An 18,281-nucleotide genomic window follows, 5' to 3' on the forward strand; every position below is an offset into this window, starting at 1 on the left:
AGTCGAGGGAGCACCGTGAGCGCACACTTCGTCGAGACGGAGATCATCTCGCAACCGGACTGCTGGCGGCGGGCCGCCGCACTGGCGCCCGACAGTCTGCCAGCGGCCGGCGAGCGCGTCGCGGTGATCGGCTGCGGCACGTCCTGGTTCGTCGCCCAGTCCTACGCCCAGCTGCGGGAGGCCGCCGGGCAGGGCGAGACCGACGCCTTCGCCGCATCCGAGTTCCCGTTCTCCCGCCGTTACGACCGGGTCGTGGCCATCACCCGCTCCGGCACCACCACCGAGGTGCTGGACCTGCTGGACCGCCTGCACGGCAGCACCCCGACGCTGGCCCTGATCGGCGACCCCGAGACGCCCATCGTGGGCAAGGCCGACCAGCTGGTGGTGCTGGACTTCGCCGACGAGCGCTCGGTGGTGCAGACCCGCTTCGCCACCTCGGTGCTGGCGCTGCTGCGGGCCAACCTGGGCGAGGACTTGGGCCGCGCGATCGCCGACGCCGAGCTGGCGGTGGTGGAGCCGCTGCCCGAGGAGCTGGTCGCCGCCGAGCAGTTCACCTTCCTGGGCCGGGGCTGGACCAACGGGCTGGCCCTGGAGGCCGGCCTGAAGATGCGGGAGGCGGCCGGCGCCTGGACCGAGTCGTACCCGGCGATGGAGTACCGGCACGGCCCGATCAGCATCACCGGTCCCAACCGGGTGGCCTGGATGTTCGGGACCGCGCCGGAGGGGCTGCCCGAGCAGATCGCGGCCACCGGCGGCATCTTCCGCAGCGGCGACCGGGACCCGATGGCCGAGCTGGTGACCGTGCAGCGACTGGCCGTGGCCATCGCGCTGGGCCAGGGCCTCGACCCGGACCAGCCGCGGCATCTGACCCGCTCCGTTGTCTTGCGAGGTGTAGACCAATGATGCTTACCTCCGCTCGTGGCTCGCACTAGGTACGTGGTGGCCGTCGACGTCGGCGGCACGGACATGAAGGCCGCCCTGGTCACCGGGACGCCCACCGAGGCGACCGTGGTGACCAGCAGGCGGCGCGCCACCCCGCGCGGCGAGGACGGCGCCGGCACCGCGCACGCGGTGGTGAATGCGATCGTCGAGTTGGTGGCCGAGCTGAGCGGGGCCGTCGACCACGCGATCGACGCCGTCGGCGTGGTGGTGCCGGGCGTGGTCGACGAGGACGAGGGCATCGGCGTGTTCTCGGCCAACCTGGGCTGGCGGGACTTCCCGTTCCGGCTGCTGCTGGCCGAGCGGACCGGCCTGCCGGTCAGCTTCGGCCACGACGTGCGGGCCGGCGGCCTGGCCGAGCACCGGCTGGGCGCGGCCAGGGGCCTGACCGACGTGGTGATCATGCCCATCGGCACCGGCATCGCCGCCGCGCTGATGATCGGCGGCCGGCTCCACGTGCACGGCGGCGAGCTGGGGCACGTGGACGTCGGCCACGGCGAGCCGTGCGGCTGCGGGCAACGCGGCTGCGTGGAGACCGTGGCCTCGTCGGCGGCGATCGCGCGGCGGTACTCGGCCCGTACGGGCAAGCAGGTGGACCGGGCCGCCGTGGTCGCCGACCTGGTGCGGCAGGGCGATCCGGACGCCGTGGCCGTCTGGCACGACGCCGTCGACGCCCTGGCCAAGGGCATCCTCATCGCGGCCACGCTGCTCGGACCGGAGGCCGTGGTGCTCGGCGGCGGGTTGGCACTGGCGGGTGATCTGCTCATCGAGCCGTTGCGCAAGCGCCTGACCGAGCTGATCGTGTTCCAGCGGCAGCCCGAATTGCTGCTCGCGGCCCTCGGCGATGAGGCAGGCTGTCTGGGTGCCGCGCTGATGGCGATCGATGCCGTGGAGGGGTGACGTGGCGGACCTGGTGCTGGCCGGAGGTCGGGTGCTGACGCCCGACGGCGTGCTCGATCCCGGCTGGGTGTCGGTGACCGGCGGCCGGATCGACGCCGTCGGCGCCGGTCCGCGGCCCACAGCGCCGAATTCCTCTGGGACCGTGGACCTGGGCGGGCACTGGCTGGTGCCGGGTTTTGTCGACGTGCACTGCCACGGCGGCGGGGGCCGGGCCTTCACCGGCCACGACCCGGGCCTGGCCATCGCCGCGCACCGCCGGCACGGCACCACCACCACGATGGCCAGCCTGGTGTCCCGGCCGATCAAGGAGCTGGCCCGGCAGATCAGCGAGCTGGCCGAGCTGGTCCGGGACGGCGATATCGCCGGCATCCACCTGGAGGGCCCGTACCTGTCGGCCGCCCGCTGCGGCGCGCACGATCCCCGGGTGCTGCGGCCGCCGGACCTGGACTCCGTGCGCACGCTGCTCGCGGCCGGCGGCGACACGATCCGGATGGTGACCATCGCCCCCGAGCTGGAAGGCGCGGTGGAGGCGACGAAGTTGTTGGTGGACAACGGAGTCATCGTCGCGATCGGGCACACCGACGCCGCTGAGGCCCAGGTCGTGCCGGCGGTGGACGCGGGCGCCTCGGTGGCCACGCACCTGTTCAACGGCATGCGGCCGCTGCACCACCGCGAGCCGGGGCCGGTCGGGGCGCTGCTGGACGACGAGCGCGTGACCGTGGAGCTGATCTGCGACCTGGTGCACCTGCACCCGACCGCCGTCCGGCTGGCCGCGCACCACGCCGGCCCGTCCCGGACGGTGCTCATCACCGACGCGATGGCCGCCGCCGGCATGGGCGACGGCGTGTACGACCTGGGCGGGCTGGAGGTGACCGTGCAGGACGGCGTGCCGACGCTGGCCGGCGGGTCGCTGGCCGGCAGCACCCTGACCATGGACCAGGCGTTCCGCAACTTCGTGCAGCAGTGCGGGCTGTCGATGGCCGAGGCGGTCGCCGCCACCGCCGGCCGGCCCGCGCGGCTGCTGGGGCTGGCCGACCGGGTCGGCGCGGTCGCGGTGGGCCTGTCGGCGGACTTTGTCGTGCTGGACGAGGATCTGCGCGTGCTGGACGTGTACCGCAGGGGTTTTCGGGAGGACCGTTCGTGACGCTCACACCGACCGGCGAGATCGTCGACGCCGCTGCCGCCGCGGGCCGTGGCGTCGGCGCGTTCAACGTGATCCAGCTGGAGCACGCCGAGGCGCTGGTCGCCGGGGCGGAGGCGGCGGGCGCGCCGGTGGTGTTGCAGATCAGCGAGAACGCCGTGCGCTATCACGGTTCGCTGGCCCCGATCGGCCTGGCCACGCTGGCCGTGGCCCGGCAGTCCTCGACCCGGGTGGCCGTGCACCTCGACCACGCCGAGAGCGCCGACCTGGTGGCCGAGGCCGTCGACCTGGGCTTCACCAGCGTGATGTTCGACGCCTCGAAGCTGGAGTACGCCGACAACGTGCGGGCCACCGCCGAGGTGGTGCGCCGCTGCCACGCGGCCGGCGTGCACGTGGAGGCCGAGCTGGGCGAGGTCGGCGGCAAGGACGGCGTGCACGCGCCGGGCGCGCGGACCGATCCGGACGAGGCGCGGCAGTTCGTCGAGGCCACCGGCGTGGACGCGCTGGCGGTGGCCGTGGGCAGCTCGCACGCCATGCTGACCCGGGACGCGGCCCTGGACTTCGACCTGATCCGGCTGCTGCGGGAGAAGGTGGGCGTGCCGCTGGTGCTGCACGGCTCGTCCGGCGTGGCCGACGCCGACCTCACCCGGGCGGTCGAGGCCGGCATGACGAAGATCAATATCGCCACCCATCTGAACAACGCCTTCACCACCGCGGTACGGGCCTATCTGACGGAGAATCCGCAGGTCGTGGACACCCGCAAGTACCTGGCGCCGGGTCGGGCGGCGGTGGCCGCCGAGGTGACCCGGCTGCTCGGCGTGCTCAGAAGCAACTAACGTGGTCGCCGTGAGCAAGTCGGACGATCCGGAACGGCTGCTGGCCGAGGCGCTGCGGGCGCAGGCCGTGAGCACGCCGGTGACGATGCCGCCGCTGCCGGCCGTGCTGACCAAGGCCGCCGAGCAGGCCGAGGAGCAGCCCGCCGAGTCGGAGGAGGCCGACACCGACGCGGACTCCAGCGCCGACGAGGCCGTCGCGGACGAGGCCGATCCGGCCGACGAGCCGGAGACCGCCGACACGACGGCGGAGTCGAAGGCCGAGCCCGCCCCGCAGCCGCCGGCCCCGCCCCAGCGGACCGGGGACAGCCCGTTCACCGAGGAGATGGTGCTGCGGGAGCTGTCGTCCGGCCCGGCCGCCGGCGAGGTGGTCACGCTCCGCATCAACAACGCCCAGCAGCACTACGAGACCGAGCGGTTCTCGCCGCTGGAGAACCTGTACGGCTCGGCCGGCGGCCCCGGCTTCGGGCTGATCTCCGGCAGCGAGGTCGGCAGCACCGTCGGCCCGCCGGTCGGCGAGTTCGACCACCTGCTGCCCGAGCCGCCGACCGGCCCGGTGAACCAGGACGTGGTCGCCACCAACGCCGTCCCGACGACCAGGATGCGGGCCGAGCGGGGGCAGGTGCCGGGCTGGCTGATCCTGCTGTTCGCGTTGGTGCTGGGCCTGGCCGGCGGGGCCGTGGCCGGGCTGCTGAGCATGCTCTAAGTCGAACACACAGCTAGCACCTGTACCTTGGGGAACCGTGAACACCGCGTTCCTCGCGAGCACGACCACCACCGTCGCCCTGCCGGGTTGGCTCGACGCCAACACCATCCTGCAGGGCCTGGGGCCGTACGTCTTCCTGGGCGTGGCCCTGCTGATCTTCGCCGACTGCGGCATCCTGATCGGCTTCCTGATCCCGGGCGACACGCTGCTGTTCACGCTGGGGCTGCTGATCGCCCAGCGCCTGGTGGACATGCCGATCTGGCTGGCCTGCGTGATCCTGTCGGTGTGCGCGGTCGTCGGCAACGTGACCGGGTACTACATCGGCGCGGCCATCGGCCCCAAGCTGTTCAGCAACCCGGACTCGAAGATCTTCAAGCGCAAGCACATCGAGCACACGCACGAGTTCTTCGAGAAGTACGGCGCCCGGGCCATCATCCTGGCCCGCTTCGTGCCCATCGTGCGCACGTTCATCACCGCCGTCGCCGGCATCAGCAAGATGGACCAGCGCAAGTTCTTCACCTACTCGGCCGTCGGCGGCGTGCTGTGGGCGGTCGTCGTGCCGCTGCTCGGCTTCTTCCTGGGCCAGGTCTCGCTGGTGCACGACCACCTGGAGATCTTCCTGATCGCCATCCCGGTGCTGTCGGTCATCCCGATCGTGTTCGAGGTGATCAAGGGCCGCCGCGAGCGCCTGGCCAAGGAGGCCGCCGCCGGCGAGACGCCGATGGAGGCCACCCAGCAGTTCGACGTGCGCGGCGAGGACATCGACGCCACCCAGCGCATCGACCGCATCCGCTAGCGCCCCGCCACCGCCCCACACCCCTCCGCCCGTTCCGTCACGTGAGTGGCTCATGTGCGCCCCAGAGCCACCTGAGCCACTCACGTGCCCCGAAAAACGCAAGTAAGCCACTCACGTGGGCCCGGGAACCGCCCCTCGACAGGGGCGGTTTCTTCTGCTCCAATTTGTAAACAGTGCTGTACTGTTTACAAACCCTGGGGAGGGGTCATGACGGTGCTGATCGCGGGCGCGGGGCCGACCGGGCTGACGGCGGCCTGCGCGCTGATGCAGCGGGGCGTGCCGGTGCGGGTGCTGGACGCGGCCGAGGGGCCGGCGACCACGTCGAGGGCGCTGGGGGTGCAGCCGCGCGGCGCGGAGGTGCTCAACCGGGTCAACGCCATGGGCGACCTGCCCGGCCGCGGCATGGACATCGACTTCGTGAAGGCGATCGTCGACGGTCGCGTGGTGATGCACCTGCACATGGACCGCTGGAAGGGCCGCGGCCTGCTGATCGGCCAGTCCGAGGTGGAGAAGTCGTTGCGGGACCGGCTGTCCGCGCTGGGTGGCAAGGTGGAGTGGGGCGCGAGGATCACCGACATCACCCAGCACGAGCACGGCGTGACGGTGCGGGCCGGGGAGCGGATCGAGGGCGACTGGCTGCTGGGCTGCGACGGCGCGCACAGCACGGTCCGCAAGCTCGTCGGCATCGACTTCCCCGGAGTGCCGCTGGCGGAACGGTTCCTGCTCGCCGACGTGCACCTGGACTGGCCGCTGCCCCGCGAAGGCGTGACGGCCTGGCTCGGCCGGGACGGCATGTTCGCCGCGTTTCCGTTGCCGGGCAAGGATCTCTGGCGGTTGCAGGCCGACCTTCCCGGCGCCGACCCGGTGGACGTGGTGGCCGCGCTCAAGGCGATGCTGCCGGACCGGACCGGCCTTCGAGCCGACTTCCGTTCCTGCGACTGGACTTCCTCGTTCACCATCCACCGCCGCCTGGCCGGGACCTACCGCCGGGGCCGGGTTTTCCTGGCCGGCGACGCGGCGCATGTGCACAGCCCGTTCAGCGGCCAGGGCATGAACACCGGCATGGGCGACGCCGAGAACCTGGCCTGGAAACTGGCGATGGTGGTCAACGGCCGGGCCGGCGCGCGGCTGCTCGACACCTACGAGCGGGAGCGGCGGCCGATCGCCGAGGAGGTGCTGAGCGGCACCAGCGCGCTCACGTCCTTCGCGCTCGGCCTCGGCTTCTGGCGGCGTCTGCTGCGGGACACCGTGATCCTGCCGCTGCTCGCACTTCCCTTCGTGGAAAGGAAGATGTTCGGGCAGTGGAGCCAGCTCGCGATCAGCTACCGCCGCGGGCCGCTCGGCCCGCACGGGGACCGCGACCCCGAGATCGCCCCCGACTGGACCGACGGCCGCTGGGTGCTGGCCGTCCCGACCGACCACGACCCGCATGTGGCGGTGGCCCGCCAGTTCCTGGGCGAAGACCTGCTGGTGCGGACCGGCCCCGAGCTGAAGTTGGTGCGCCCCGACGGGCACCTGGCTTGGCACGGACGGCCGTCACCGGCCAGGCTGAGGGCGTGGCTGCACGCAACCCTGACGAGCTGAGGACCGCCGGCCGGCCCCGTGATCCCGAGGCCGACGCGGCGATCCTGCGGGCGGCGCTGGACCTGTTCGCGGAGCGCGGGGTCGACGGCACCAGCATCGAGCAGATCGCCAAGCGGGCCGGCGTGGCCCGACTGACCGTCTACCGGCGCTGGTCGTCCAAGGAGGAGCTGCTGGCCCAGGCCATCGCCTACGGCCGCAACGCGCCGGACCTGACCGACGAGGAGTACGACACCCTGCCCTACCCGGAGGTGCTGGCCCGGATGCTCGGCTCGATGGCCGACTCCGTGGCCGACCGCAAGCTGGCCCCGCTGATGGCCCAGCTGCTGGGGTCCACCTTCAGCCACCCCGAACTGTTCGACGCCTTCTGGGCGGCGTCCGGGGCGCGGCGCCGGGAGGGCGGGGTCCGCCTGATCGAGCGGGCCGTGCGGGACGGCCTGCTGCCGGCGGACTCCGATCCCGAGGTGGTGGTGGACATCATCATCGGCGCGCTGTTCTACCGGCTGCTGGTGCCGCCCCGGCACGACGACGTGCAGGAGTTCGTGCCGCGGGTGCTGCGCCAGATCGGGTTCCGGGCTAGTCCATAGCGAACATCGAGCCGGGGTTGAACAGGTTGCCGGGGTCCAGCGCCCGCTTGATGGACCGGTGCACGGCCAGCCCGACCGGCCCGATCTCGCGGGCCAGCCACTCCTGCTTGATCCGGCCGACGCCGTGCTCGCCGGTCACCGTGCCGCCCAGACCCAGGGTCAGGGCCAGGATCTCGTCGAAGGCCACCCGCACCCGGGCGAACTCCTCGGCGTCGGCCGGGTCGTAGACCAGCGTCGGGTGCATGTTGCCGTCGCCGGCGTGCCCGACCACGGCGATCTTGACCCGGTTGCGCTCGCCGATGGCCTGGCAGCCGGCGATCAGGTCGGCGATCACGGTCCGCGGCACGCACAGGTCGTCGGTGAGCCAGGTGCCGTAGATCTCCAGCGCGGTCAGCACGGCCCGCCGCGCGGCCAGCAGCATCTTGCCCTCGGCCAGATCGGTCGTCACGTAGGTCAGGTCGGCGCCGGCGGCCTGGCAGGCCAGCTCCACCTTCTCCAACTCCAGCCGGGCGACCTCGCCGCCGGCGTCGGACTGGCACAGCAGCAGCGCCTCGCAGCCGGGCGGGCCGACCTCGGTGCGCAGGTACTGCTCGGCGGCCTTGATCGAGACGGCGTCCATGATCTCCATCAGGGAGGGCACGAGCCCCGCGCGCACGATGTTGGTCACGGCCACGCCGGCCGCCTCGGTGGTGCTGAACGCCGCCATCAGGGTGGCCGGGGCCTGGGGCAGCGGCCGCAGCGCCAGCACGGCCTTGGTGATCACGCCCAGCGTGCCCTCGCTGCCGATGAACAGCTTGGTCAGGTCGTAGCCGGCCACGCCCTTGACCGTGCGGCGGCCGGTCTTGAGCAGCGAGCCGTCGGCCAGCACGACTTCAAGGCCCAGCACCGAATCCGTGGTCACGCCGTACTTCACGCAGCACAGGCCGCCGGCGTTGGTGGACAGGTTGCCGCCGATGGAGCACCAGTCGTAGCTGGACGGGTCGGGCGGGTAGAACAGCCCGTGCTTCTCCACGGCGTCGCGCAGGTCCAGGTTGACCACGCCCGGTTCGACCACGGCCAGCCGATTGTCCTGGTCGATCTCCAGGATCGCCTTCATCCGGGTGGTCACCAGCAGCACGCAGCCGTCGATGGCGTTGGCCGCGCCGGACAGGCCGCTGCCGGACCCGCGCGGCACGATCGGCACGCCGGCCCCGCCGCAGATGCGGACCACGGCCTGCACCTGCTCGGCGTTCTCCGGGAAGGCCACGGCCAGCGGCTGCCCGGACGGGGCCAGCGGCATCATGTCGCGGCTGTAGGAGGCGGTGACGTCCGGGTCGATCCGCACCGAGTCGGATCCCAGCGCGTCCCGCAGGGCCTGAACGACAGCGTCCATGCGCCTCACGGTAGTCACCCGGTCGAGTGTGGAGTCTCACAATCATGGGACTTGCCCACTACTCTGTCCGGACAGATGCTTGTACTATCCAACTGATTGGTTGAAGCAACCATCGATCTTCGAGGGAGGTAGGACATGGAGACGACCCAGGACCGGCTGGACAACGCCGACCAGCTGGGGCTCCAGCTGGTCCGCTTCTTTCGGCTGTTGGAACGGTCCCACCAGCACTTCACCGACAAGCCGCACGGCGTCGAGAAGGCCGGCTACATGCTCATGGCCCACCTGGTGATGGGCGGACCGCAGCGGACCAGCGCGTTGGCCGACGCGGTGCACTCCGACCCGTCCACGGTCAGCCGCCAGATCGCCCAGCTGGTGCGCGCCGGCCTCGTCGAACGCCGGGCCGACCCGCTCGACGGCCGCGCCTGCCTGCTGGCCGCGACCGACGCCGGCGCCCAGCTCTTCGACGACCTGCGCGCCCAGCGCAACCACCACATCGACCGCATGCTGAACGCCTGGTCGATGGAGCGCCGTCACCAGCTCGTGCAGCTGTTCGACGAGCTCAACACCGATATCGAGAACTACCGACCGCAGTTGGCCACCGCGATCGCCGAGCAGCGAAAGGCAACACGATGACAAGCACGGCCGCTCCGGTGGCGGCGTCCACCACCAGCAAGGCGGAGCACGTCCCGGGGACGTTCACCCACCGTCAGATCCTCACCATCCTGTCCGGCCTGATGCTGGGCATGTTCCTGGCGGCGCTGGACCAGACCATCGTCTCCACCGCCATCCGCACCATCGCCGACCAGCTGCACGGCCTGGACGAGCAGGCCTGGGCGACCACCGCCTACCTGATCACCTCGACCATCGCCACGCCGCTGTACGGCAAGCTCTCCGACATGTACGGCCGCAAGCCGTTCTACCTGGCCGCGATCCTGATCTTCGTGGCCGGCTCGCTGGCCTGCACCTTCGCCACCTCGATGTACGAGCTGGCCGCGTTCCGCGCGTTCCAGGGCATCGGCGCCGGCGGCCTGATGTCGTTGGCCCTGGCCATCATCGGCGACATCGTGCCGCCCCGCGAGCGGGCCCGCTACCAGGGCATGTTCCTGGCCGTGTTCGGCACATCGAGCGTGCTCGGCCCGGTCATCGGCGGCGCCCTGGCCGGCCAGTCCAGCATCCTGGGCATCGACGGCTGGCGCTGGGTCTTCCTGGTGAACGTGCCGATCGGCATCGCCGCCTTCGCGGTCGTGGCCATCGTGCTGAACCTGCCGCGCAAGGCCAGCAAGGTCAAGCAGCGCATCGACTGGCTGGGCTCGGCGTTCATCTCCATCGGCCTGGTGCCGCTGCTGATCGTGGCCGAGCAGGGCCGCGACTGGGGCTGGACCTCGCAGAACGCCTGGATCTGCTACATCGTCGGCGCGCTGGGCCTGATCGCCTTCGTGGTCGCCGAGCACTACGCCAAGGACGACGCCCTGATCCCGCTGCGGCTGTTCCGCAGCTCGGTGTTCAGTCTGACCTCGGTCACCGGCGTGCTGGTCGGCGTGGCGATGTTCGGCGGGATCGCGATGATTCCGCAGTACCTCCAGATCGTGAAGGGCAACACCCCGACCCAGTCCGGCCTGCTGATGCTGCCGTTCGTGCTGTCGATGATGATCGCCTCGCTCGGCTCCGGCATCATCACCTCGCGCACCGGCCGGTACAAGGTGTTCCCGATCGTGGGCACCGTGCTGCTGGTGGCCGGGGCCGTGCTGTTCGCCACCCAACTGCACTGGGACACCAGCCTGGTCGAGGTCGACATCTACATGGCGATCTTCGGCATCGGCCTGGGCCTGTGCATGCAGACGCTGACCCTGGCCACCCAGAACGCGGTGCCGCCGCGGGACATGGGCGTGGCCACCTCCTCGGCGACCTTCTTCCGGTCGATGGGCGGCACCGTCGGCACCGCGGTCTTCCTGTCGCTGCTGTTCAGCACGGTCGGTGACAAGATCGCCGACGCGTTCCGGGCGATCGTGCCGACGCAGGCGTTCCAGACCGCCATCCAGACCCCGTCGGTGGTGCAGAACCCGGCCAACGCGCCGCTGTTCGCCGCGCTCAAGGGCGGCAACGCCGGCGGGGCGCTGCAGGACTCGTCGTTCATCCAGCAGCTCAACCCGGCGATCCTGGCCCAGCCGTTCCAGGAGGGCTTCACGAACGCGATGCACATCGTGTTCTTCGGCGCGGCCATCGTCGCCGCCGTGGCCTTCATCCTGACGCTGTTCACCAAGGAGGTGCCGCTGCGCACGCAGTCCGGCATCCAGGCCCAGGCGGCCGAGGACGGCGTGCTGCTGACCGCCCCGCAGGACGAGCCGGTGCCGGCGGCGGTGGCCGCGGCCACCGAACCGTTCGACACCAACGGCCGCCACGCCCTCAACGGCAACGGCAACGGCAACGGACACGCGCACCTGGAAGGCACGCTCCTGGTCGGCACCCCGGTCCGCGGCTTCGTGCGGCGGCCCGACGGCAGCCCGGTGGACGCCGCCGCGCTCACTGTGATCGACCTGAACGGCAAGCAGGTGGGACGGACCGTCAGCGGGCAGGACGGCGGCTACGACCTGGCCGCGCCGGCCAACGGCACGTACGTGCTGATCGCCTCGGCCGGCTCGCACCAGCCGCAGGCCTCCACCGTCGTGGTCAACGGGTCCCCCGTGCACTACGACGTGGTGCTGGCCGGCACCGGCGGCCTGGTCGGCGTGGTCACCGCGCTCGGCGGCGCCCCGGTGGTCGAGGCCACCGTCACGCTGGCCGACACCCGGGGCGAGGTCGTGGGCTCGCGGTCCACCGACGCCGGCGGGTCCTACCAGTTCCGCGAGCTCGTCGGCGGCGACTACACCCTGGTCGTCAGCGCCGCCGCGCACCGGCCGACCGCGCTGCCGGTGAGCATCGGCGACACCGGCACCACCCGGCAGGACGTCGAACTGTCCGGCGGCGCGAGCCTGGAGGGCGTGGCCCGGGGCGTCGACGGGCTGCCGCTGGCCGACGCCCGCGTGACCCTGGTCGCGCCGGACGGGCAGGTCGTCGCGGTCACCACCACGGGTACGGACGGGCAGTACAACTTCGGAGATCTGTCCGAAGGGGATTACACGGTGATCGCCAGCGGATACCCGCCGGTGGCCGCCGCGCTGCGCGTCGTCGCAGGTCAGGAGGCCGTCCACGACGTGGAGCTCGGTTTCCCGGAGTAGTGCTCACCGCCACGGCGGCTGTCCCCTTCACCCGGTTCGGGGACAGCCGCCGTGGTGACGACATAGGGTGTCGGGCGTGCCCACGCACGAGATGGCCTTCGGTTCCCTGGACGCCGTCGGCCCCGTAGTGCTGACGGTGATCGCCCTCGTGTGCATTTTCGTCGAGTGCGGCTTCCTGATCGGCCTACTCTTCCCCGGCGACTCCCTGCTGTTCACCGCCGGCATCTTCTTCGCCCAGCAGCACCACTGGGGCCAGGCGTGGCTGTTCGCCGGCCTGGCCTGGGCCGCCGGCGTCGGCGGCGGGCAGTGCGGCTACCTGTTCGCCCGCAAGACCGGCCACAAGTTCGTGGCCCGCCGGGACGGCAAGATCCTCAACCGGCGCAATCTCGACCGGGCCCAGCGGCTGCTCGACGGCTGGGGCTTCTGGGCCGTCACCCTGGCCCGCATGGTGCCGTGGGTGCGGACCGTCGTGCCCACCATCGCCGGCGCCGCGCGGATGAACCCGCTCAAGTTCTTCCTCGCCTCCTGCGCCAGCACCGCGGCCTGGGTCGGCGTGTTCATGACCGTCGGCTACTTCGGCACCGGCCTGCTCGACCAGGTCCCGTGGCTCAAGACCGCCGCCCTCGCCGTCGCCGTCGGCGTCGTGCTCACCACCACCGTCGTCGGCGTCATCCAGTACCGCCAGGACAGCCGCCAGCCGGCCGAGGAAGAGCCCGTCGAGGCCAAGCCCGTCTCGTAGCATCGGGGCATGCACAACCCGCCGTCGACCGCGCTCGAGGCCGTGTGGGCAACGATGATGGAGACCACCCACGGCGCCGAGGCCGACCTCGACCGGCTCGGGCTCACCCTCGCCACCGCCTATGCCCTGTGGGCCATCGACCCCGCCGAGCCCCCGCCCACCATGGGCGTCATGGCCCAACGCCTGCGCTGCGCCGCCTCCAGCCTCACCTTCATCTCCGACCGCCTGGTCAAGCTGGACTACGTCACCCGCACCGAGGACCCCCGCAACCGCCGCTACCGCGTCCTGGCCCTCACTCCCACCGGCCGCACCGCCCGCGAGGACGTGATCAAGGCCTTCACCCACGCCTCGCCCGTCTCCACCCTCAGCGCGCAAGACCAGCAGGAGCTGGTCCGCATCCTCGGCAAGGCCCTCGCCGGCTGAAATCCGCTCGACGCCCCGGCGACACTGCGAGGGTGATCCCACAGCACTGGCTTCCGCATCACCGTGACGAGGACGGCGAGCTGCTCGGCTACCTGCGGCCGGTCGGCGATCGCTTCGAGCCGGTGACGGTGTTCGGGCATCCGCTCGGCGAGGCGGCCGATGAGGACGAGGCCGTGGCGCGGCTGGAGGCGGTGGGCCTGAGTTACCTGGCCGAGCGGTGGCTGCTGACGTTGCCGGACCGGGCGGAGCCGATCGCGGTGCAGGTGGTGGAGGCCGACCCGGACCAGGTCCGGGTGAAGAGCGTGGACCACCGGGCCGACATCGGCGCGCTGTTCACGCTGCCGGTGCCGACCGATCGGCTACACGCCCAGCATTGAGCGTTCGACGGCGATGCAGCGGTCCTCGACGTAGGTCAGGCCGGCGGCCTCGGCGATCTCGCGGGCCCGCTGGCTGACGATGCCCAGTTGCAGCCACAGGGCCCCGGCCTTGACCTGGACGGCCTGCTCGGCGATGCCCGGCGCCTCGTCGGCGGGGCGGAAGACGTCCACGATGTCGATCTTGTCGGGGACGTCGAGCAGGCTGCGGTAGGCCTTCTCGCCGAGGATCTCGTCGGCGCTCGGGTGCACCGGGATGACCCGGTAGCCGGCGGCCTTGAGCGAGGCCGGCACCGAGTGCGCGGCCTTCCACGGCTGGGTCGACAGCCCGACGACGGCGATCGTCCTGGCCGAGGTCAGCAGTTCCCTGATCACGTCAGCTCCTCCTCAGCGATGATCAGGTCGGCCCGCCCCGAAGTGGCGTCGACCCGCACCGCGTTGGCCTGATCCGAGCCTAACGCGCGGCCGCGGGCCTGCTCGGCCGAGCGGCCGAACGCCTCGTGGCGGGCGACCAGACGGGCAATGCGGACCGACTCGGCCGGGGCGAGGAACCACACCTCGTCCAGCAGCGGCCGGACCCGGTCCCACGGACGGTCGGCCAGCAGGAGGTAGTTGCCCTCGGTGACCACGAGCGGCGTCTCCGGGAACACGGGCACGGCGCAGGCGATGGGCTCCTCGATCTCGCGCCGGAACTCGGGGGCGTAGACGGTGTCGGGGCCGCGCCGGCGCAGGCGGTCGAGCAGGTCGACGTAGCCGGCGGCGTCGAAGGTGTCGGGCGCGCCCTTGCGCTCGGCCCGGCCCAGCCGGTCGAGCTCCCGCTGCGCGTAGTGGAACCCGTCCATGCCGACCAGCACGGCCCGGTCGCCCAGCGCCTCGACGACCCGCGCGGCCAGGGTGGACTTGCCGGCCCCGGGCGCGCCGCAGATGCCCAGCAGCGACCGCCGGCCGGTGGCCGCCAGCCGTTCGGCCCGGGCCACCAGGTCGTCGAACTTCACCAGGTTCCCCCTCGCACCTCGTCGACCCAGCCCCGCGGGCCGACGTGCCGGACCTTGACGGACGCGACCCGGTTGGCCAGGTCGATCAGCCCTGGCAGCTCGTCGGCGGTCGGCACGCGGCCCAGCCGCCCGATGCCGAAGGTCAGCGCCCCGTGCCAGACGTCGCCGGCGCCCGAGGTGTCCCGGGCGGCCACCGGCTGCGCCTCGACGACGCCGCCGCGGCCCTCGCACGACCACTCGACCGCGCCGGGGCCGTGGGTGCGGATCACCACCGGCACGCCGCGGTCGTGCACTTCCTTGGTGCTGAGCGGATACGTGGCCGAGCAGGCGCAGACATCCACCAGCGGCAGCAGTTCCTCGTGCACGTCCTTGAGGCTGCCGGCGTCCAGCACCACCGGGGCGGTCGCCTTCGCCACCCGCAGCGCCAGCGCCGGATGGTGCCCGTCGACCAGCACGGCGTCAGTCTCCAGGATCTCCACCGGCGGCAGAATCGTTGTGCCGGCGGCATTGTGCGACACCACGGTCCGCTCGCCGTCGCGGTCCCGCACCGTCACGGCGCTGACCGTCGGCGGATCCTGCTTGGCCGGCAACAGATCCACCACGGTCACACCGTGATCATCCAAGTCCCGCAGGGCAAGCAGCGCCAGCGGATGAGCGCCGAGCGCGGTCAAGAGGGTCGGGATGCCGCCGAGCGCGGCCACCGCCACAGCGGCGTTGGCCGCGGGTCCGCCCGCGGCCAACGCCACCGTCTCCGACTGCACCTTCTCACCGGCGGCCGGGATGTCGCCGACCCGCTGCACAACGTCCACTGTGCACAGTCCAGCGAGCAGAATCCTGGTCACTCCGCGGACTTCCGATGGCTGCCGAGTCCGGTCGTGACCGCGTTGCGCACTTCTTCCACCACACCATCATCGCCCATCCGCAGCGCGCCGGTGAGCAGTCCCACCACCTCGTTCATCGAGCTCTCGCCCGGCTTCACCAGCGCCACCCGCTTGCCCAGCCGGTGCACGTGGACCCGGTCGGCGATCTCGAACACGTGCGGCATGTTGTGGCTGATCAGCACCACCGGCAGGCCGCGGTCGCGGATCCGCCCGATCAGCTCCAGCACCTTGGCCGACTCGGCAACGCCGAGCGCGGCCGTCGGCTCGTCCATGATCACGACCTTGGTGCCGAAGGCCGCCGCCCTGGCCACCGCGACGGCCTGGCGCTGGCCGCCGGACAGGGTCTCGACCAGCTGCGTGATCGACTTGATGTTGATGCCCAGCTCGTCGAGCACCTGCTGCGCCTGCGCCCGCATGGTCTTCGCGTCCAACGTGCGCAGGAACTGCCCGCGCCAGCCGCCGAGCCGGCGCTCGCGGCCCATGAACAGGTTGGTGGCGATGTCCAGCGCCGGCGCGAGGGCCAGGTCCTGGTAGACGGTCTCGATGCCGGACCGGCGGGCGTCCAGCGGCCCGCGGAAGTGCACCACCTCGCCGTCCACCCTGATCTCACCGGCATCCGGCGCCAACGCGCCGGACAACGCCTTGATCAGACTGGACTTGCCGGCGCCGTTGTCGCCGACCACCGCCAGCACCTCGCCCGGCAGCAGGTCGAAGTCCGCACCGTCGATCGCCGTGACCCGGCCGTACCGCTTGACCAGGCCCCGGGCTTGCAGGATCGGGTCGGTCATCGCTGCCTCCCTCGCGTGAACCGGTCGAGCGCGACGGCGGCGATGACCAGGATGCCGGTCGCCACGTTCTGGTACAGGTCGTCGATGCCGGCCTGGGTCAAGCCGCTGCGCAGCACGGTGACGATCAGCGCGCCGACGAGCGTGCCGAGCACACTTCCCCGGCCGCCGAACAGACTCGTGCCGCCGATGACGACCGCGGTGATCGAGTCCAGGTTGGCCGTCTGGTAGGCGTTCGGGTCCGCGTTGGGCACCCGGCCCAGCGCCTGCCAGGCGGCGATGCCGTAGATCAGGCCGGCGATGATGTAGACGCCGATGACCGTGCGCTGCACGTTGATGCCGGACAGCCGGGCCGCCTCCGGCTCGTTGCCGACCGCGTAGACGTGCCGGCCCCAGGCCGTTTTGTTCAGGGCGTACCAGACGAGCAGGAACATCACGAGCGCCACCGTCATGCCGTAGGTGACCTCGATGCCGCCGAACAGGTAGCGCCGCGTGCCCAGCCAGGACAGCAGGCCGTCGCTGACCGGCACGCTCTCGCCGGTGTAGATCCGGCTGACCGCGGTGAGGATCGTCAGCAGGCCCAGCGTGACGATGAACGGCGGCAGCTTGACGTTGATGACCAGCACGCCGGTCAGCGCGCCGATCAGGGTGGCCGCGGCGACACCGACGACCAGCGCCAGCCAGGCCGGCGCGCCGCCGACCACCAGCTTGGCCATCAGCAGCGTGGCCAGCACGGTGTTGGCCGCGTTGGCCAGGTCGATGCCGGCGGTGAGGATGATCAGCGTCTGGCCCAGCGCCATCGTGCCGACCACCAGCGACTGCTCGACCACAAGCGAGAGGTTGTCGAGCTCGAGGAAAGTGCTGGTGGACAAGGAGAACACGACGACCGCCACGACCAGTGCGATGGTCGGGCCGACCGCGGGCGTGCGCAGCACGTACTCGCCGAAGCTGGCCCGGGTTCCGTTCGCGGTGGTGGCCATCTCACTTCCCCCAACAGTTCTGCAGGCCCCAGGTCGTGTCCTGGGACGGGATGCCGGGCACCGGCTTGTCGGTGATGACCATGGAGCCGGTGTTCTGGAAGCCGCTGGGCTTCTTGCCGGACTTGGCGTAGTCGACCGCCGCGTCCACGCCCAGGGCGGCCATCTTGGCCGGGAACTGCATGACGGTCGCGCCGTACTTGCCGTCCTTGACGTCCTGCACGCCCTGGCAGCCGCCGTCGATGGAGCCCATCACCACCTGGCCGGTCAGCCCGCGGGCCTGCAATGCCGCGTAGGCGCCGCGGGCCGTCGGCTCGTTGAGGGTGTAGACGGCGTTCACCGTGGTCGCGCGCTGCAACAGGTTCTCCATGCCCTGCTGGGCCTGGCTCTGGTCGCCGTTCACCGACTGGTGGCCGATGATCGCCGGATCCCCGTCCTTGAGACCGAAGCCTTGCAGGAAACCGGTGTGCCGCTGCGTGTCCACCGTGGACCCGGGTGTGCCGTCCAGCATCAGCAGCTGCGGCGGCTTGTCGCCGAGGACCGCCTTGACGTACTGGCCCTCCTGGCGGCCGGCGGCGGTGTTGTCCGTCGCGTACGTGGCGTCCACCGCGCTGGCCGGGTCGGTCTCGGTGTCCAGAGCGATCACCATGATGCCCTTGTCCCGGGCCTGCTTGATCGCGCTGAGCACCCCGGTGGCGCTGTTGGGCGTGATCAGGATGGTGTTCACGCCCCGTTGGACCAGGTTCTCGATGGCCGTGACCTGGCCGTCGTTGTCGCCGTCGAACTTGCCGGCCAGGGCCGTGAACTGGGCCCCCAGCTTGTTCGCCTCGGCCTGCGCCGACTGCCGCAGCGACACGAAGTACGGATTGGTGTCGGTCTTGGTGACCAGTCCGATCTTCGCCTGCGTGTTGTTGCCGACCGCGGTGGAGCCACCCCAGTAGCGTTGCGTCGTGCAGCCCGTGGCGGTGACGGCCAGGATGGCGGCGAGCGCCCCCATCGTCAGGCCCTTCTTCATGGCGGCCCCTCCTGATCAGCGA

20 protein-coding genes are annotated in these 18,281 nt (G+C 71.5%); 13 read left to right on the plus strand and 7 right to left on the minus strand.

Translation table 11 applies throughout. From position 1 onward, the window contains the following. Positions 1–15: 15 nt before the first annotated feature. From ACIG5F_RS17660 to ACIG5F_RS17695, 8 genes are all read left to right on the plus strand, one after another. Positions 16–903, plus strand: coding sequence for an SIS domain-containing protein (locus ACIG5F_RS17660; protein WP_396518754.1), 888 nt, complete (start codon positions 16–18; stop codon positions 901–903). A 15-nt stretch (positions 904–918) separates the two neighbouring features. Then, positions 919–1,839, plus strand: coding sequence for an ROK family protein (locus tag ACIG5F_RS17665; protein WP_396518755.1), 921 nt, complete (start codon positions 919–921; stop codon positions 1,837–1,839). Beyond that, positions 1,823–2,983, plus strand: a complete 1,161-nt coding sequence (nagA, locus tag ACIG5F_RS17670) for an N-acetylglucosamine-6-phosphate deacetylase (RefSeq protein ID WP_396518756.1) — start codon at positions 1,823–1,825, stop codon at positions 2,981–2,983. The genes ACIG5F_RS17665 and nagA overlap by 17 nt, the downstream gene beginning before the upstream one ends. Next, a complete protein-coding gene (locus ACIG5F_RS17675) occupies positions 2,980–3,816 on the plus strand; it encodes a ketose-bisphosphate aldolase (protein WP_396518757.1) in 837 nt (278 codons plus the stop codon). The genes nagA and ACIG5F_RS17675 overlap by 4 nt, the downstream gene beginning before the upstream one ends. A gap of 10 nt (positions 3,817–3,826) precedes the next feature. After that, positions 3,827–4,519: a hypothetical protein gene (locus tag ACIG5F_RS17680; protein WP_396518758.1), complete on the plus strand. Its 693-nt coding sequence runs from the start codon at positions 3,827–3,829 to the stop codon at positions 4,517–4,519. Between the two features lie 37 nt (positions 4,520–4,556). After that, complete coding sequence (locus ACIG5F_RS17685; protein ID WP_396518759.1) at positions 4,557–5,315, plus strand: DedA family protein; 759 nt, start codon at positions 4,557–4,559, stop codon at positions 5,313–5,315. Positions 5,316–5,522: 207 nt separating this feature from the next. Further along, entirely contained in the window at positions 5,523–6,899 is a 1,377-nt protein-coding gene (locus ACIG5F_RS17690; RefSeq protein ID WP_396518760.1) for an FAD-dependent monooxygenase, read from the plus strand. Continuing rightward, positions 6,872–7,483 (plus strand): TetR/AcrR family transcriptional regulator, encoded by a 612-nt coding sequence (locus ACIG5F_RS17695; RefSeq protein WP_396518761.1) that lies wholly within the window; start codon positions 6,872–6,874, stop codon positions 7,481–7,483. The genes ACIG5F_RS17690 and ACIG5F_RS17695 overlap by 28 nt, the downstream gene beginning before the upstream one ends. Here the strand turns inward: ACIG5F_RS17695 and ACIG5F_RS17700 are convergent. Next, positions 7,473–8,855 (minus strand): FAD-binding oxidoreductase, encoded by a 1,383-nt coding sequence (locus tag ACIG5F_RS17700; RefSeq protein ID WP_396518762.1) that lies wholly within the window; start codon positions 8,853–8,855, stop codon positions 7,473–7,475. The genes ACIG5F_RS17695 and ACIG5F_RS17700 overlap by 11 nt on opposite strands. A 135-nt stretch (positions 8,856–8,990) precedes the next feature. On the opposite strand from ACIG5F_RS17700, the gene ACIG5F_RS17705 reads away from it, so the two are divergent. The 5 genes from ACIG5F_RS17705 (at position 8,991) to ACIG5F_RS17725 (ending at position 13,609) form a co-directional block, all read left to right on the plus strand. After that, positions 8,991–9,488 carry a MarR family winged helix-turn-helix transcriptional regulator gene (locus tag ACIG5F_RS17705; RefSeq protein ID WP_396518763.1) on the plus strand — a complete coding sequence of 166 codons (498 nt, stop codon included), beginning with the start codon at positions 8,991–8,993 and terminating at the stop codon, positions 9,486–9,488. Continuing rightward, the gene (locus tag ACIG5F_RS17710; protein ID WP_396518764.1) at positions 9,485–12,070 is read left to right on the plus strand and encodes an MFS transporter; all 2,586 of its coding nucleotides are present in this window, start codon (positions 9,485–9,487) and stop codon (positions 12,068–12,070) included. The genes ACIG5F_RS17705 and ACIG5F_RS17710 overlap by 4 nt, the downstream gene beginning before the upstream one ends. Positions 12,071–12,146: 76 nt before the next feature. Further along, positions 12,147–12,809 (plus strand): DedA family protein, encoded by a 663-nt coding sequence (locus ACIG5F_RS17715; protein WP_396518765.1) that lies wholly within the window; start codon positions 12,147–12,149, stop codon positions 12,807–12,809. A gap of 9 nt (positions 12,810–12,818) precedes the next feature. Beyond that, positions 12,819–13,232 (plus strand): MarR family winged helix-turn-helix transcriptional regulator, encoded by a 414-nt coding sequence (locus ACIG5F_RS17720; RefSeq protein WP_396518766.1) that lies wholly within the window; start codon positions 12,819–12,821, stop codon positions 13,230–13,232. A 32-nt stretch (positions 13,233–13,264) separates the two neighbouring features. After that, positions 13,265–13,609 (plus strand): hypothetical protein, encoded by a 345-nt coding sequence (locus ACIG5F_RS17725; protein WP_396518767.1) that lies wholly within the window; start codon positions 13,265–13,267, stop codon positions 13,607–13,609. Here ACIG5F_RS17725 and ACIG5F_RS17730 read toward each other — a convergent pair. From ACIG5F_RS17730 to ACIG5F_RS17755, 6 genes are read right to left on the minus strand one after another with little or no spacing between them, the layout of a single operon-like run. Continuing rightward, positions 13,592–13,981, minus strand: coding sequence for a CoA-binding protein (locus ACIG5F_RS17730; RefSeq protein WP_396518768.1), 390 nt, complete (start codon positions 13,979–13,981; stop codon positions 13,592–13,594). The genes ACIG5F_RS17725 and ACIG5F_RS17730 overlap by 18 nt on opposite strands. After that, positions 13,978–14,604: a nucleoside/nucleotide kinase family protein gene (locus ACIG5F_RS17735; RefSeq protein ID WP_396518818.1), complete on the minus strand. Its 627-nt coding sequence runs from the start codon at positions 14,602–14,604 to the stop codon at positions 13,978–13,980. The genes ACIG5F_RS17730 and ACIG5F_RS17735 overlap by 4 nt, the downstream gene beginning before the upstream one ends. Further along, the gene (locus tag ACIG5F_RS17740; protein ID WP_396518819.1) at positions 14,598–15,434 is read right to left on the minus strand and encodes a PfkB family carbohydrate kinase; all 837 of its coding nucleotides are present in this window, start codon (positions 15,432–15,434) and stop codon (positions 14,598–14,600) included. The genes ACIG5F_RS17735 and ACIG5F_RS17740 overlap by 7 nt, the downstream gene beginning before the upstream one ends. A 5-nt stretch (positions 15,435–15,439) precedes the next feature. After that, on the minus strand, positions 15,440–16,270 hold the full coding sequence (locus tag ACIG5F_RS17745; protein ID WP_396518769.1) for an ATP-binding cassette domain-containing protein: 831 nt from the start codon (positions 16,268–16,270) through the stop codon (positions 15,440–15,442). After that, positions 16,267–17,247, minus strand: a complete 981-nt coding sequence (locus ACIG5F_RS17750) for an ABC transporter permease (RefSeq protein ID WP_396518770.1) — start codon at positions 17,245–17,247, stop codon at positions 16,267–16,269. Before ACIG5F_RS17750 ends, ACIG5F_RS17745 begins: the two co-directional genes overlap by 4 nt. A gap of 1 nt (position 17,248) precedes the next feature. Further along, a complete protein-coding gene (locus tag ACIG5F_RS17755; RefSeq protein WP_396518771.1) occupies positions 17,249–18,259 on the minus strand; it encodes a substrate-binding domain-containing protein in 1,011 nt (336 codons plus the stop codon). Positions 18,260–18,281: the final 22 nt, after the last annotated feature.

Source organism: Kutzneria sp. NPDC052558, from assembly GCF_044547355.1.
In the GTDB taxonomy this organism is placed as follows: Bacteria; Actinomycetota; Actinomycetes; order Mycobacteriales; family Pseudonocardiaceae; genus Kutzneria.

Bases quoted from the DNA above. Each gene is read 5' to 3' on its own strand.
- ACIG5F_RS17705 (WP_396518763.1), top strand. From the start codon at position 8,991: ATGGAGACGACCCAGGACCGGCTGGACAACGCCGACCAGCTGGGGCTC.
- ACIG5F_RS17690 (WP_396518760.1), top strand. From the start codon at position 5,523: ATGACGGTGCTGATCGCGGGCGCGGGGCCGACCGGGCTGACGGCGGCC.
- ACIG5F_RS17755 (WP_396518771.1), bottom strand. From the start codon at position 18,259: ATGAAGAAGGGCCTGACGATGGGGGCGCTCGCCGCCATCCTGGCCGTC.
- ACIG5F_RS17745 (WP_396518769.1), bottom strand. From the start codon at position 16,270: ATGACCGACCCGATCCTGCAAGCCCGGGGCCTGGTCAAGCGGTACGGC.
- ACIG5F_RS17710 (WP_396518764.1), top strand. From the start codon at position 9,485: ATGACAAGCACGGCCGCTCCGGTGGCGGCGTCCACCACCAGCAAGGCG.
- ACIG5F_RS17700 (WP_396518762.1), bottom strand. From the start codon at position 8,855: ATGGACGCTGTCGTTCAGGCCCTGCGGGACGCGCTGGGATCCGACTCG.
- nagA (WP_396518756.1), top strand. From the start codon at position 1,823: ATGCCGTGGAGGGGTGACGTGGCGGACCTGGTGCTGGCCGGAGGTCGG.
- ACIG5F_RS17750 (WP_396518770.1), bottom strand. From the start codon at position 17,247: ATGGCCACCACCGCGAACGGAACCCGGGCCAGCTTCGGCGAGTACGTG.
- ACIG5F_RS17720 (WP_396518766.1), top strand. From the start codon at position 12,819: ATGCACAACCCGCCGTCGACCGCGCTCGAGGCCGTGTGGGCAACGATG.